Source organism: Streptomyces silvisoli (assembly GCF_029269905.1).
Classification (GTDB): domain Bacteria; phylum Actinomycetota; class Actinomycetes; order Streptomycetales; family Streptomycetaceae; genus Streptantibioticus_A; species Streptantibioticus_A silvisoli_A.
This window is the reverse complement of the sequence record NZ_JARJBC010000006.1, coordinates 243,785-258,100: the sequence shown is the minus strand read 5'-3', so window position 1 is coordinate 258,100 and position 14,316 is coordinate 243,785. Positions and strand designations below refer to the sequence as shown.

Below are 14,316 nucleotides of genomic sequence, written 5' to 3'. Positions count from 1 at the left end.
CGTTTCCGCCCTTTCCAGCGCCCTCGGTCGTCGACGCTTGCAAACGCAGTCCGTGCGACGGATCCTCGCTGGCTCTTGCGCGACGCCACCTACCGAGCAGTCCTCGCGCACATCGCGGTGCGTCCCGGAGCCGCAACTCGCCACGCGCGCCCAAGTCGTTGGCCCCTACGAGGGTGTCGTGGCCCGCAACCTCGACCGCCTCACCGACGACGGGCTGCTGATGCTTGTCACCGACGGTGCGACCCCTGCGTTCCGGTCCTACCGACTGGCCTTCTGACCGAGGCCGAAACAGAGGGCGAGGGCCAGGCTCTCGTCGTGCAGGGCGATACATAGCAGACGATCCCCGGTTACCGAAACCGGGGATCGCGGCAGAGCATTGATGGCGTTCGCACCCGGCTGTGCTTGGCGGTGGAGCCGTGGCGGACGCAGTGGACAGTGAGCATAGACACAGGAGGTAATGCACGGCTCTCGTCTGCTGATGCCCTGAATTCCGCAGCGCCCACTCGCTGAAAGACAGCGATGCCTCCGCCGAATCGGCCTGGCCCCCGGCGATGTTGATACCGCTCTGTCGCCCCGCGCGCTCCCTCGCAAGGAACACCACGTCATGTGCCGATCCGTGATACCCCCCGCCCGTTTTCGCCCACGGCTGGCAAGCGCGTCCGACTTGCTTGCCAACTCCATCCGGAACCGTGTGGTGGCGCCATGACAGTAGCGGTTCGATTCAGTCCCGACCGAGAAGCGCTCAAGACAGCAGATGACACAGAGAGTCCGGGTCGGCCCGAGCCCCTGCTAAAACGTCAGCTTCCCCCGGGCGCCTACCGCCGCGTCCTGGAGATCCTCTTCGCACCGCACGCTGACGACCAAGCAGCCTAAGATAACCACCTCATGGGCGACCCCGGCGGTGTGCTACCACCCCGGGGTCTGGCCAGTCTTGGGGGACTGACATGTCGAAGAATCTCATAAGCGCCATCACGACCGTACGCCGCGCCACCACCGCCAGGCTCCGCGCCGTCGACTACCTCCGTGTCAGCACCGAGGAGCAGGTCAAGGGTTACGGCATCACCTACACCGGCAAGCGCACCAAGAAGCACATAGCCAACAAGGGTTGGGACCACGTCGGCACCTACGCCGACGAAGGCTTCAGCGGAAGCCTCGAAGCCCACGAGCGACCCGACCTCAACCGCCTCATGCAGGAGGCCCGGCAGGTCCCCCGCCCTTTCGACGTCGTCTGCGTGCCCGAAGAGCGCGCGATAGGCCGCGCCGGACGAGCATTCTGGCCGTGGGTCTGGGAACTCGAAGACCTCGGCGTCTTCGTCGCCATCGTCAAAGGCGACTACGACAACACCACCTCTGAAGGCCGCTCGCGTATGCGCAAAGCAGCCGACCGCGCCGAAGATGAGCGCGAGATCATCCGCGAGAGGACCCAAGGCGGCCTCCAGGAAAAAGCTGAAGACGGCGGCTACATCGGCGGCAAGGTCCCCTACGGCTACCGAGTCATCAACAAGGGAATCAAGGGGGAGTCACGCCTCGTCATCGACGACTGCGCAGACTGCCACTCAGATTGCACCGCCAAGCACGAAGCGGACTTCCTCCGTAACGGCCGCAAACGATTCGTCGAATCGCGCGACTGGGAAGACGTCGCCATCGTGATGAACGCCGCTGGCTACCGAAAGCGCAATGGAGAGCCGTGGGGCTACCACTCTGCGCGGCAGCAGATCCTAAGTGACATCGTCCTGGAGGCCCGCCAGGTCTTCCGGGGCTCGCGCTACGTACAGCGCGACGCCGATGGCAATCCCATTTACGGAGAGCCCGTCGTCATCAAGCTCGACCCGATCTTCACCCCAGAAGAAGTCGCGGAGCTCAAGAACGCCAACAAGAAGCCTCCCCGTAAGCCGTCGACATCTCGCATTTATACCCTCAGCGGTCAAATCGTCAGCCCCTGCGGGAAGCGCTATGTCGGTGGAGGCAAGGGACGCCGCGAAAAGCAGTACCGCTGCCAAGGGCGGATCGCCGCATACCCGGGTGCCCCAACGTGTGACTGTGCGTACCTGCGAGCCGAGCCTGTCGAGGAAGAAGCGTGGAAGAAGGTTAAGAGACTTCTCGGGGACCTGGACCAGCTGAAGGCAATGGCCGACGACTGGATCGGCGTTCGCTCAGGGACCCGAGTCAACTTCACCGAGCGTATTGCCGAATTGGACAAGCAGATCGCCACACAGAAGAAGGCAGTCAATATCACTATCAGCATGACTGCCAAGCAGATCGCAATGGAGGACGAGGAGCTCTCGGAGGAAGAAGCCGAGGAGCGGGTCGCTGAAGTTGTCGCGCCACTTCAGCAAGAGCTGGCCAAGCTCCAGAAGGACCGCTCCGACATCGCGTCCTGGCAGGAGGAGTCTGACGTCGCCGGGGAACGGATCACACAGCTCATCAACCTCGCTGAGATGGCCAACCGTCGGCTCCACGACATGCCTCTGGAGAAGCAGCACGAATTCATGGTCCTGATCCGATCTGAAGTGACCATCATCGGATACGCCCCGCAAGGCCGCAAAGGCCAACCTTGCGCGCTCGCCGCTTGGTTCTCCGAACGAGGGCTGGAAGTCCCCCTCTTGACCAACGAAGGCTGGGAGAAGGTCGCCCCGCTCGTCGACTGGAAGTCGCGAAACCTTGCCCCCCGCACGGTACTAGCGGGGATCCTCTACAAGGCGCGGACCGACACCCCGTGGACGAACGTCCCCTCGTTGTTCGGCAGCCCGGCTACGCTCCAGACCTACTGGACGCGGTGGAGGAAGTCAGGCTTCTGGGAGCAGGCGATGAAGGCCCTGGCCCAGGAGCGCGGCACGTCCCTCCCGACTCCGCCACCCCCGAAGATCAAGCTGCGGTGTCTGATCGAGCCCGAGACCCTTCTGGAGTCCGAATGCAGCTCATGCGAGTCAGCCGCTCCGGGCTCACCAGCAGCACGTCCACCGCACCGGCGGCCACCTCGGCCTGCACGGTGTCCCACTCCTCGGTGTTCGCCGAGTTGATCGTGCGGGCCCGAATACCCGCCCGCTCAGCGGCCTCGATCTGGTTGCGCATGAGCGCGAGCAACGGCGAGACGATCACCGTCGGCCCGCTGCCACGCTCCCGCAGCAGCGCCGTGGCCACGAAGTACACCGCCGACTTACCCCAGCCGGTGCGCTGGACCACCAGGGCCCTACGCCGCTGCGCGACCAGCGCCTCGATCGCCCGCCACTGATCCTCACGCAGCCGCGCGGAGCCGGTGGGGTCACCGACAAGACGGCGGAGCACGGCATCGGCAGCGGTACGCAGGTTCTCGCTCATGCCCCCATGCAACCCGATGCCACCGACAACGCGCGAACTCCGGCCAGAGCCTGTGGACAACCCGTCCCTCGAACCGGTCATGCCATTTCGCGCAGCTCATCGTACGAAACCAGGGAGTTATCCACAGGGCTGGCGGGCGCGCGGCACACCGCGGGATCTTCACCCCATGACACAACACACCGAATCCTCAGCGTCCCATCCACCCCGCGAACCACGAGTCACCCTGCGTGGTCCCGCCGACCTCGCCGAGGCACTGCCCTTCGTCCTGGGCTTCCACCCGGACGACAGCATCGTCATGGTCGCCCTGCACGGAGCCCGCGGCCGCTTCGGCGGACGACTACGCCTCGGCATCCCGGCCGACCCCGCCGAGTGGCGCCACGTCGCCGCCCAACTCGCCGACTGCCTGATCGGAGAAGCAAGCCGCCCCGACCGCCCCGACGGCATCGCCGTGTTCCTCTGCCAGGACCCGCGCCCAGGCGAACGCCCCCAGCAGACCATGGAACGACTACGACCCCTCGCCCAACACCTCCGCACCGCATGCGGCGCCCTCGACGTACCGGTCATGGAAGCCCTCTGCGTCAGCGACGGCCGGTGGTGGTCCTACTGCTGCCCCGACATCGGCTGCTGCCCACCCGACGGAACACCCATCCCCCAGGACGGCACCTCCGTCATGGCCGCCGCCGCGGCCTACGCGGGCATTCAGGTACGCGGAACCCTCAAGGAGATGCAAGCCCGCTACGCACCACTCCGCCCACCCCGAGCCGCCCCCCAGGAAACCGCCCTCGACCAGGCCTGCGCCGAACTCGTCCCCCGCATGCTCCGCGACGGAGACATCCTCACCGTCCGAGAGGAGACACTGACCCTCGCCGAAGCCGCCCTCCACCGCTTCCGCACCACCCCGGCCGCCTCCGACGACACCGCGGGCGACACCCACGACGACACCCTCCTCGCGGACGCCGAGGCAGCCGCGATCATCCTCGGCCTCCAGGACCGCGAGACCCGCGACCAGGCAGCCGAATGGATGGAAGGACAGGACGCCGCACCCGCGCTAAGACTGTGGCGCGCGCTGGCACGCCGCTGCGTCGGCGCCTACACCGACCACTCCGCCGCGCCACTCACCCTGGCCGGCTGGGTCTGCTGGTCCGTCGGAGACGAGCCCGCCGCACGCGTCGCCTTCGACCGGGCACTGGACGCCGACCCCGAATACACCTTCGCCAAGCTGCTGCACCGGGCCTGCAACAACGGCCTGGATCCCGAACCACTGCGCCAGTGCCTCCGACAGGAACGCAGCAAGCGGCAGGCGCGCGGCACCACGACCCCACAGCCGGCCACCGGACCCAAGGGACGCCCGGCCACCGACACCAGCCCCGCCACCCGCCCCGGCACCCGCCGCCAGGCACACCGCCCGACCCGAACGCGGAAGGGAGACGGACGACGATGCTGAGTCCCCCACGAGAACGCACCGGGCCATGCGCCGGCGTGGGCGGCTACCCGCTACAACTCGCCCCGCGCCAGGCGGATCAACCGATCCAGCACCCGCCCACCGCTCACCCGCAACCCGTCGTGCTCGTACTCGTCGGTCACCCAGGTACGCAGTCCCTTGACCGCCGCGGCCGTCTCCAGCGAGTCGGCGGTGTCGACATACATGTCGTCGTGGTAAACGGCGGCCACAACAGGCACCTCATTGCGGGCCAGTCGGTCGACGTCATACAGATCCGGCCAGTCCTCACGCGACGCGAGGAACTCCGCCGCCTCCCGCAGCGGTTCGAGAACGGGGTCGGCGGTGAACATCCAGGGGTAGATCATCTCCCCGGTGAACAGCAGCGGGCCATCACCGGACAGCGCCTTTTCGGCGTCGAACTGCGGGAACTCCGCGCGGACCGCCTCCGCCGCCCAGCCCGTGCACTGGCTGGAGACCGACCGCTGGCCGTAGATCGACTCGTGCAGCACCGCATAGAGCGGATTGGCCGCGAAGGACAGATGACCCTGCACCTCGGAAAGGAAGGAGTCGGAAAGCGTGCGTTCGCCCGAACCCGGAAGGAAGGCGTCCTCCAGCAGGTAGTGCAGAGTATGCGACCCGTTGCTGGTCCCAAGCATGATCCCCAACGACTGGAAGGCCTCTGGCGTCAGCACCGCACCGTCGGGCAACCGCACCTGGTGGTCGCGCAGATGGCGAACCACCGCCTGGGCGAGCTCGGCGTCCTGCGGATAACGCTCATAGTGCCGCCGGTTCTTGCGCTCCACGCGCGGATACGCGGCCCGGTAGACGTCCCGCGCGCTGGAACGCAGTCCGGCGAGCCCGCCGGTGATGAACGCCTCCCGTACCCCCTGCGGCGCGAACGACAGATAGGTCAGCGTGCAGAATCCGCCGAAGCTCTGCCCGAGCACCGACCACTGCCCGTCCGCGCCCACCAGTTGGCGGCGGATCAGTTCGCAGTCGGCCACGATGGCGTCGGCACGGAAGTGCGCCAGATACGCGGCCTGCGCGGCGGCGTCACCACGCTTGGGCAGGGTCTGCCGGTTCGCCGGGGTGGACCGTCCGGTACCCCGCTGGTCCAGCAGCAGCACCCGGTAGTCGTCGAGTGCCCGGCTCAACCAGCTGTCCCGGCCCAGCGGGCGAGGGGAGCGCCCACCCGGGCCGCCCTGGAGGAACAACAGCCAGGGCAGCGGCTCCCGTTCCCGGCCCACCGCCACCACCTCGCGAGCGTAGATCTCGATCCGCTCTCCGTCGGGGCGTGAGTGGTCCAACGGGACGCTGAAGGTGTGGTCGGTGAGCACGGCGCCGGGCTGGCGAAGGACGGCCATCGTTCTCCTCAGGCTGGTACGGCTGGATCGGCACTGGCGGCTGGTCGCGTGCGGCGCCCGCAGGAGGCACCGATCGGAACGGTAGACGTCCGCGCCGCCATCGGCTCGCCCGGGCGCGGTCAGCCACCGGCCGCGGGGCCGATATCCGGCCGCACGCTGGAACTCGGGGGAGGGGAGGGAGGGGGAGGGGGCGGGGGGCGCCCCCCGAGCACCGACCCCGCCACGCATCCCCCGAACCAGCTGTTTATCGTCAGTGAGACGACTATGATCACGTCATGTCGCCCTACGACCCGTCGGCCCATCCGCCCTTCGCTGTCACCGTCGATCTGGTCGTGCTCACCGTGCGTCAGCATGCGCTGTGCGCGTTGACCGTCCGCCGGGGTGAGCCGCCGTACCAGGGGCGATGGGCGCTGCCCGGGGGATTCGTGAGGCCCGACGAGAACCTCGCCGAGGCCGCCGCCCGTGAGCTCGCGGAGGAGACCGGGCTGCGCACCCAGCAGCCCGTCCCGGCCGGTTTCGGCGCGGCGGGGCCGTACGGCACCGGCGGGGCACATCTGGAACAGCTCGCCACCTATGGCGATCCGAACCGCGACCCACGGATGCGGGTGGTCAGCGTCGCGCACCTGGTACTGGCACCCGACCTCCCGGCTCCGAGGGCCGGGGGCGACGCGCGCAGCGCGCGGTGGGCTCCGGTGGACGACCTGTTGCAGGCGGAGAACGGTGCGCCGGACGAGGAGCATCGCGCGCCGCTCGCCTTCGATCACTCGCAGATCCTCGCCGACGGCGTGGAGCGCGCCAGGTCGAAGATCGAGTACTCATCGCTGGCCACCGCCTTCTGCCCGCCCGAGTTCACCGTCGGCGAGCTGCGCCGGGTCTACGAGGCGGTGTGGGGTGTGGCGCTGGATCCGCGAAACTTCCACCGCAAGGTGACCGGAACGCCGGGCTTCCTGGTTCCGGCGGGCGGTACCACAACGCGTCAAGGAGGCCGTCCCGCCCAGTTGTTCAGGGCTGGCGGCGCGACTTTGCTCAATCCGCCGATGCTGCGCCCCGAGGTGTGATTCACGAGCCCGAACGCGGCCAACTTCTGTGCTGTGCTGGCTTGTTGTGCGGCCTCGTTGGTCTACTCCCTTACCGCAAACGGACGTTGACGTGCGGGACGAGTCTGGCAGTCGCGTTGATGTGTCCGTAACTCCCCTGAGAAAGCACGTTTCTTTACGATAAAGCGTCAATTATGCGGTGAGGGGCGATCACCCTTTCGTGTGCTTTTCAGCAAAGCCCTCAAGGCCGCCGGGGACATCGCCGACAAAGGATGCGTGACTACCCTTGCGCACACCATGATGACCGCGGCCCGCCCCGTCGACTCCGGCCTCGCCGGGCATGGGGAGCTCGACCGCTACCCGTACGGGGAAGCCCCCGGCACCGACCGCCCCGGTAACCCCAACTGGGACGGGGTGGATACCGAGATGGGGCGGGTCGGGCGCCGCGCCGGAGGCAGCCGAGGGCGCGGCCTGCACGGCCAACTCGTCCAGCAGCTCGGCCAGATGATCGTCTCCGGCGATCTCGGCGCCGACCGCCCGCTCGTCCCCGAGGAGATCGGTCAGCGCTTCGAGGTCTCCCGCACCGTCGTCCGTGAATCACTGCGCGTCCTGGAGGCCAAGGGCCTCGTCAGCGCCCGCCCCAACGTCGGCACCAGGGTCCGTCCGGTCAGCGACTGGAACCTGCTCGACCCCGACATCATCGAGTGGCGGGCCTTCGGCCCGCAGCGCGACGACCAGCGGCGCGAGCTGTCCGAACTGCGCTGGACCATCGAGCCGCTCGCGGCCCGGCTCGCGGCCGGTCATGGCCGGGAGGACGTCCAGCAGCGTCTCGCCGACATGGCCGAGATCATGGGCCACGCGGTCGCCCAGGGGGACTCGCTGACCTTCTCCCGCGCCGACGCCGAGTTCCACGCTCTCGTCCTGCAGATCACCGGCAACCGGATGCTGGAGCACCTGTCCGGCATCGTCTCCTCGGCGCTCCAGGTCTCCGGTGGCCCGGTCACCGGCTGCGACCGCCCCACCGAGGCGGCGGTCGGGCTGCACCTGGCCGTCGTCGAGGCCCTGGCGAACGGGGACGCTCAGGGCGCGGAGGGCGCCATGCGGCAGCTGCTCACCCCGCACCCCGAAGTGGACCGCGTCGTTCCGGCGCCGCGCGAGCACTGAACCCGGCGGCCGCCCACTCGCCGCTCCCGCCCCCGCCGCGCTGGACCGCCGGACAAGGACGGCCCCGTCGCCGGGTGTTCCGCCCGCGCCTTCCGTGCGCCGATGTCCCCGGCCGCCGCCGACCCCCCGAACGGGCCCGGCGGCGGCCGTCTTCGGTGGAAGTGCCGGGCTAAGAGCTGGTTTACGCTGAATTACGGTGTGACACGGGCCACGCAGGACCCGCGTAACACTCGTAGGAGAGGCGCGATGACCTAAGAGGTGGTGCCGCAGAAGGAATACGGACGACATCGCAGATGCTGTGTTCCTGTGCGGTCCCGCCTCCACCGCCGGACCATCCCCGCCGGCGGCCGATCCCCTGCCGGGTGCAGGCGCGGTCGGAAGTCGTTCCCATCGTTCCGAGAGGTTGTTCGTGTCGGCCAGCACATCCCGTACGCTCCCGCCGGAGATCACCGAATCCGAGTCTCTGATGGCGCTCATTGAGCGGGGTAAGGCACAGGGCCAGATCGCAGGCGACGACGTCCGTCGGGCCTTCGAGGCGGACCAGATTCCGGCAACCCAGTGGAAGAACGTTCTGCGCAGCCTCAACCAGGTCCTCGACGAGGAGGGTGTGACGCTGATGGTCAGTGCCGCAGAGGCGCCGAAGCGCACCCGCAAGAGCGTCGCAGCCAAGAGCCCGGCGAAGCGTACTGCCACCAAGCCCGTCGCCACCACGACGAGCACCGTCAAGAAGACCGCCGCCGCCAAGACGGTGACCGCCCCGTCGGCCACCGCGGAGGTCTCCTTGGAGGCCGACGCCGAGGAGAACGCCAGCGGGGCGGGCGTGAAGAAGGCGGCCGCCAAGAAGACCGCGGCGAAGAAGGCCCCGGCGAAGAAGGCGACGGCCAAGAAGACCACGGCGAAGAAGACCGCCGAGGACGACCTCGTCGAGGCCGAGGACCTGCTGGACGAGGCGCCCGGCAAGCCCGGTGAGGCCGGCCCCGACCAGCCGGAGTCCGAGGGCTTCGTGCTCTCCGACGACGACGAGGACGACGCGCCCGCGCAGCAGGTCGCCGCGGCCGGCGCCACCGCCGACCCGGTCAAGGACTACCTCAAGCAGATCGGCAAGGTGCCCCTGCTCAACGCCGAGCAGGAGGTCGAGCTCGCCAAGCGCATCGAGGCGGGCCTGTTCGCGGAGGACAAGCTCTCCGCGGCCGACAAGCTCGCGCCCAAGCTCCAGCGCGAGCTGGAGATCATCGCCGAGGACGGTCGCCGCGCCAAGAACCACCTGCTGGAGGCCAACCTCCGTCTGGTGGTCTCGCTGGCCAAGCGCTACACCGGCCGCGGCATGCTGTTCCTGGACCTGATCCAGGAGGGCAACCTGGGTCTGATCCGCGCGGTGGAGAAGTTCGACTACACCAAGGGCTACAAGTTCTCCACGTACGCCACCTGGTGGATCCGGCAGGCGATCACCCGCGCCATGGCTGACCAGGCCCGCACCATCCGCATTCCGGTGCACATGGTCGAGGTCATCAACAAGCTCGCCCGTGTGCAGCGCCAGATGCTCCAGGACCTGGGCCGCGAGCCCACCCCGGAGGAACTGGCCAAGGAACTGGACATGACCCCGGAGAAGGTCATCGAGGTCCAGAAGTACGGCCGCGAGCCGATCTCCCTGCACACTCCACTGGGCGAGGACGGCGACAGCGAGTTCGGTGATCTCATCGAGGACTCCGAGGCGGTCGTTCCGGCCGACGCGGTCAGCTTCACCCTGTTGCAGGAGCAGCTGCACTCCGTCCTGGACACCCTCTCCGAGCGCGAGGCGGGCGTGGTCTCCATGCGCTTCGGCCTCACCGACGGCCAGCCGAAGACGCTGGACGAGATCGGCAAGGTCTACGGCGTGACCCGTGAGCGGATCCGCCAGATCGAGTCCAAGACCATGTCCAAGCTGCGCCACCCGTCGCGTTCCCAGGTGCTCCGGGACTACCTGGACTGAGCCCTTGGCGGCGCCGTCTTTCGCGGGCCCGTGACCTCCTCGCGAGGTTGCGGGCCCGCGGGCTTTTCCGGATGCGGTACGGCTCCAGGTGGATGACGCTGAGTGTCCCAACCGTTCCGGATGGTCAGGAGACCGTATGTGCACCAGACCCCGCCGTCGGACGGCCGCCGCGGTGGTCGGCGGACTCGCGCTCTTCGCGGCTGCGGTGCCGCTCGCCACGTCCACCCCCGCCTTCGCCACAGGGGCCCACAGACACCATGAACGGGTCATAGGCGGCCGCCCAACGGGCATATCGGCGCACCCCTGGGTGGTGGCCCTGGCGAGCCGCGAGCGCTTCGGCGTCGACCGGTCGGGCCAGTTCTGCGGCGGGGCGCTGATAGCTCCCCGGGTGGTGCTGACCGCCGCCCACTGCTTCGGTCGTGATGTGCTCGGAGCCGACTGGTGGGCCATCCGCGACCTGCGGGTCGTGGCGGGCCGCTCGGACATGCGCGGCCAGCAGGGGCGGGAGGTCCCGGTGCGCCATGTGTGGATCAATCCGTCGTACAACCCGCGGACCAACGCGGGCGACCTCGCGGTGGTCCGACTGGCCCGCTCGCTCCCCGGGCGCACGATACGCCTGGCAAGCGATCGCGAGCTGAGGGGCGACCGCCAGGGCAGCGCCACGGTCTACGGGTGGGGCGACACCAACGGGCACGGCAGCTACTCACCGGTGCTGCGCGCCGCACGGGTGCGGCTGGTGTCGAACGAGGGGTGTGCGCGCGCCTACCCGGGGAGCCTGGCGGGCACGTACATGCCCGCGTCCATGGTGTGCGCGGGAGAGCCGCAGGGGGGACGGGACGCCTGCCAGGGCGACAGTGGGGGGCCTTTGGTGGTCCACGGCCGACTGGTCGGGCTGGTCTCGTGGGGGACGGGCTGTGGTGAGGCGGCGCACCCGGGGGTGTACACCAGGGTTTCCGCCTATGCCGGTGTGATCCGGCATCTCCTGTAGCGGGCGCGCGGGCGCCGTCCTGGTGTGTCGTTGTCCGCCGGGTGGCGGTATCGAGCGCACTTATGTGCCGCTCGTAATGGCGCGTCACTAAGTGTGCGTGAATCTCGTCGTTTCGCCCCGCGGGGTTAGTGGAACGGTTTGCGATCGAGCGCGTACGGATGGTGATGGTGAATAGCGTTGAGCGGCCACCCCTCGGTGGGGGTGGCCGCTCAACGCACCGGTCATGCCGGTCCGAGCTCGTCGTATGCGATGTGTAGGTCAGTCCTCGACGACCGTCGCCGGGGCGGCGGTGAGTCGTCCGGTCTCGTCCTGTATTTCCGCAGCGATCTTCTTCAGTTCCGGCTCGAACTTGCGCCCGTGATGCGCGCAGAACAGGAGCTCGCCACCGCTGATGAGAACGACGCGCAGGTAGGCCTGGGCGCCGCAGCGGTCGCAGCGGTCCGCCGCGGTCAGCGGGTTCGCGGGGGTCAGAACAGTAGTCACGTCGCCTCTTCTCTAGCTCGACGAGCTGTCGTACCAGGGTCAACATCCAACCAGGCCGAAAACGTTCCCGCTCGTGGCTTTTCCTCGAAAGTTGGGCCCGAGGCGGCCGGATGGTACCGGTTGGCGGCGAATAGGGATTAAAGAGTCAGTTGTGATATTTGGGGCATATGTCGGATTTTCGCCTCCCGGCAGGGTTGCCGGTTGTTGCTGAGGACGTGCCCGGAGCCTAAATGGTTCATGCCTAGTTGGGAACGTGATGTGGGTATCACTCGTACGAGGTATCGAACGTGCGATCGATGTCGGGCTAGCATAAACGGCGAAACCGGGTCGCGGCGAGGTCGCCCCGCCGGGCATCGGTACTCTCGTCGGCGAACAACCACAACTGCCCACACCGGAAACGGTTGCAAGAACTGCGAGGAGCTGCCCGCGTGACCGCCGACACATCAGCGCCGTCCACCGCCCTGCTCAGCGGCGCGGACCGCGACGGCTCGAACTACACCGCGCGGCACCTGCTCGTCCTCGAGGGTCTGGAGGCCGTCCGCAAGCGCCCTGGCATGTACATCGGCTCGACCGACAGCCGCGGTCTGATGCACTGCCTGTGGGAGATCATCGACAACTCCGTCGACGAGGCGCTGGGCGGCTACTGCGACCGTATCGAGGTCGTCCTGCACGACGACGGATCCGTCGAGGTCCGGGACAACGGTCGCGGCATCCCGGTGGACGTGGAGCCCAAGACCGGCCTGTCCGGTGTCGAGGTCGTCATGACCAAGCTGCACGCGGGCGGCAAGTTCGGTGGCGGGTCCTACGCCGCCTCCGGCGGTCTGCACGGCGTCGGCGCCTCCGTGGTCAACGCGCTGAGCGCCCGGCTGGACGTCGAGGTCGACCGCAGCGGCCACACCCACGCCATCAGCTTCCGCCGCGGCGTGCCCGGCATCTTCACCGAGTCCGGGCCCGACGCCCCGTTCGACCCGGGCAGCGGCCTGCGCAAGGCCAAGAAGATCACCAAGAACCGCACCGGCACCCGGGTCCGCTACTGGGCCGACCGCCAGATCTTCCTCAAGGACGCCAAGCTCTCCCTGGAGAACCTCCACCAGCGCGCCCGCCAGACCGCGTTCCTCGTACCGGGCCTGACCATCGTCGTACGGGACGAGCGCGGCCTGGACGAGGGCGCTCCGGCCGAGGAGGTCTTCCACTTCGACGGAGGCATCAGCGAGTTCTGCGAGTACCTGGCGCCCGACAAGGCCATCTGCGACGTGCTGCGGCTGCGCGGCGAGGGCACGTTCAAGGAGACCGTGCCGGTGCTCGACGAGCGCGGTCACATGACGCCCACCGAGGTCACCCGCCAGCTCGGCGTCGACATCGCACTGCGCTGGGGCGCGGGCTACGACACCACCCTGCGCTCCTTCGTCAACATCATCGCCACCCCCAAGGGCGGCACCCATGTGTCGGGCTTCGAGCGCTCCATCGCCCGGACCGTCAACGACGTGCTGCGCGCCACGAAGCTGCTGCGCGTCGCCGAGGACGACGTCGTCAAGGACGACGCGATGGAGGGCCTGACGGCGGTGGTCACCGTCCGGCTCGCCGAACCGCAGTTCGAGGGCCAGACCAAGGAGGTCCTGGGCACCTCCGCCGCCTCCCGGATCGTGGCGAACGTGGTGGCCAAGGAGCTCAAGGCGTTCTTGACCTCCACCAAGCGGGACGACAAGCAGCAGGCCCGCGCGGTGCTGGAGAAGGTCGTCGCCGCTGCCCGCACCCGTATCGCGGCCCGCCAGCACAAGGAGGCGCAGCGCCGCAAGACCGCGCTGGAGTCCTCCTCGCTCCCGGCGAAGCTCGCCGACTGCCGCAGCGACGACGTCGACCGCACCGAACTGTTCATCGTCGAGGGCGACTCGGCGCTCGGCACCGCCAAGGTGGCGCGGAACTCGGAGTTCCAGGCGCTGCTGCCGATCCGCGGCAAGATCCTCAACGTTCAGAAGTCGTCCGTCTCGGACATGCTGAAGAACGCCGAGTGCGGGGCGATCATCCAGGTCATAGGTGCCGGGTCGGGACGCACCTTCGACATCAACCAGGCCCGCTACGGGAAGGTCATCTTCCTCGCGGACGCCGATGTCGACGGCGCCCACATCCGCACCCTGCTGCTCACCCTCTTCCAGCGCTACATGCGCCCGATGGTGGAGGAGGGCCGGGTCTTCTCCGCGGTGCCGCCGCTGCACCGCATCGAGCTGACCAACCCCAAGAAGGGGCAGGACAAGTACATCTACACCTACTCGGACACCGAGCTGCGGCAGACCCTGCTGGACCTCCAGCGTCGCAACGTCCGCTACAAGGACAGCATCCAGCGCTACAAGGGGCTCGGTGAGATGGACGCCGACCAGCTCGCGGAGACCACCATGGACCCGCGCCACCGCACCCTGCGCCGGATCAACATCGGCGACCTGGAGGCCGCCGAGCGCGTCTTCGAACTGCTGATGGGCAACGAGGTGGCGCCGCGCAAGGAGTTCATCACCAACTCCGCGGCCACACTGGACCGTTCGCGCATCGACGTGTGACCG

9 protein-coding genes and 1 pseudogene are annotated in these 14,316 nt (G+C 68.3%); 7 read left to right on the top strand and 3 right to left on the bottom strand.

The genetic code is table 11. The annotated features are described in order from the left end of the window. Positions 1–944: 944 nt before the first annotated feature. Positions 945–3,020, top strand: a complete 2,076-nt coding sequence (locus P3G67_RS12825) for a recombinase family protein (protein ID WP_276093561.1) — start codon at positions 945–947, stop codon at positions 3,018–3,020. Here the strand turns inward: P3G67_RS12825 and P3G67_RS12820 are convergent. Continuing rightward, a pseudogene (locus P3G67_RS12820) lies at positions 2,929–3,318 on the bottom strand (DEAD/DEAH box helicase); the annotation flags it as partial. The gene P3G67_RS12825 and the pseudogene P3G67_RS12820 overlap by 92 nt on opposite strands. Positions 3,319–3,484: 166 nt before the next feature. On the opposite strand from P3G67_RS12820, the gene P3G67_RS12815 reads away from it, so the two are divergent. Next, the gene (locus P3G67_RS12815) at positions 3,485–4,762 is read left to right on the top strand and encodes a DUF4192 domain-containing protein (protein WP_276093560.1); all 1,278 of its coding nucleotides are present in this window, start codon (positions 3,485–3,487) and stop codon (positions 4,760–4,762) included. 50 nt (positions 4,763–4,812) lie between these two features. Here the strand turns inward: P3G67_RS12815 and P3G67_RS12810 are convergent, their stop codons facing one another. Then, positions 4,813–6,123: an alpha/beta fold hydrolase gene (locus P3G67_RS12810; RefSeq protein WP_276093559.1), complete on the bottom strand. Its 1,311-nt coding sequence runs from the start codon at positions 6,121–6,123 to the stop codon at positions 4,813–4,815. 275 nt (positions 6,124–6,398) lie between these two features. Between P3G67_RS12810 and P3G67_RS12805 the strand changes: the two genes are divergently transcribed. From P3G67_RS12805 to P3G67_RS12790, 4 genes are all read left to right on the top strand, one after another. Continuing rightward, positions 6,399–7,181 (top strand): NUDIX hydrolase, encoded by a 783-nt coding sequence (locus P3G67_RS12805; RefSeq protein WP_276093558.1) that lies wholly within the window; start codon positions 6,399–6,401, stop codon positions 7,179–7,181. Between the two features lie 201 nt (positions 7,182–7,382). Continuing rightward, positions 7,383–8,324, top strand: a complete 942-nt coding sequence (locus P3G67_RS12800; RefSeq protein ID WP_269856604.1) for a FadR/GntR family transcriptional regulator — start codon at positions 7,383–7,385, stop codon at positions 8,322–8,324. Positions 8,325–8,727: 403 nt separating this feature from the next. Beyond that, on the top strand, positions 8,728–10,293 hold the full coding sequence (locus P3G67_RS12795; protein WP_276093557.1) for an RNA polymerase sigma factor: 1,566 nt from the start codon (positions 8,728–8,730) through the stop codon (positions 10,291–10,293). A 136-nt stretch (positions 10,294–10,429) separates the two neighbouring features. Beyond that, complete coding sequence (locus P3G67_RS12790) at positions 10,430–11,281, top strand: S1 family peptidase (protein ID WP_276093556.1); 852 nt, start codon at positions 10,430–10,432, stop codon at positions 11,279–11,281. Between the two features lie 258 nt (positions 11,282–11,539). Here the strand turns inward: P3G67_RS12790 and P3G67_RS12785 are convergent, their stop codons facing one another. After that, positions 11,540–11,764, bottom strand: a complete 225-nt coding sequence (locus tag P3G67_RS12785) for a DUF7455 domain-containing protein (RefSeq protein WP_269856601.1) — start codon at positions 11,762–11,764, stop codon at positions 11,540–11,542. 428 nt (positions 11,765–12,192) lie between these two features. On the opposite strand from P3G67_RS12785, the gene P3G67_RS12780 reads away from it, so the two are divergent. Further along, positions 12,193–14,313, top strand: coding sequence for a DNA gyrase/topoisomerase IV subunit B (locus P3G67_RS12780; protein WP_276093555.1), 2,121 nt, complete (start codon positions 12,193–12,195; stop codon positions 14,311–14,313). The last annotated feature ends 3 nt before the right edge of the window (positions 14,314–14,316 follow it).

Excerpts from the sequence above, each read along its gene's own strand:
- P3G67_RS12825 (WP_276093561.1), top strand. The coding sequence starts at position 945 with ATGTCGAAGAATCTCATAAGCGCCATCACGACCGTACGCCGCGCCACC.
- P3G67_RS12815 (WP_276093560.1), top strand. The coding sequence starts at position 3,485 with ATGACACAACACACCGAATCCTCAGCGTCCCATCCACCCCGCGAACCA.
- P3G67_RS12810 (WP_276093559.1), bottom strand. The coding sequence starts at position 6,123 with ATGGCCGTCCTTCGCCAGCCCGGCGCCGTGCTCACCGACCACACCTTC.
- P3G67_RS12805 (WP_276093558.1), top strand. The coding sequence starts at position 6,399 with ATGTCGCCCTACGACCCGTCGGCCCATCCGCCCTTCGCTGTCACCGTC.
- P3G67_RS12790 (WP_276093556.1), top strand. The coding sequence starts at position 10,430 with ATGTGCACCAGACCCCGCCGTCGGACGGCCGCCGCGGTGGTCGGCGGA.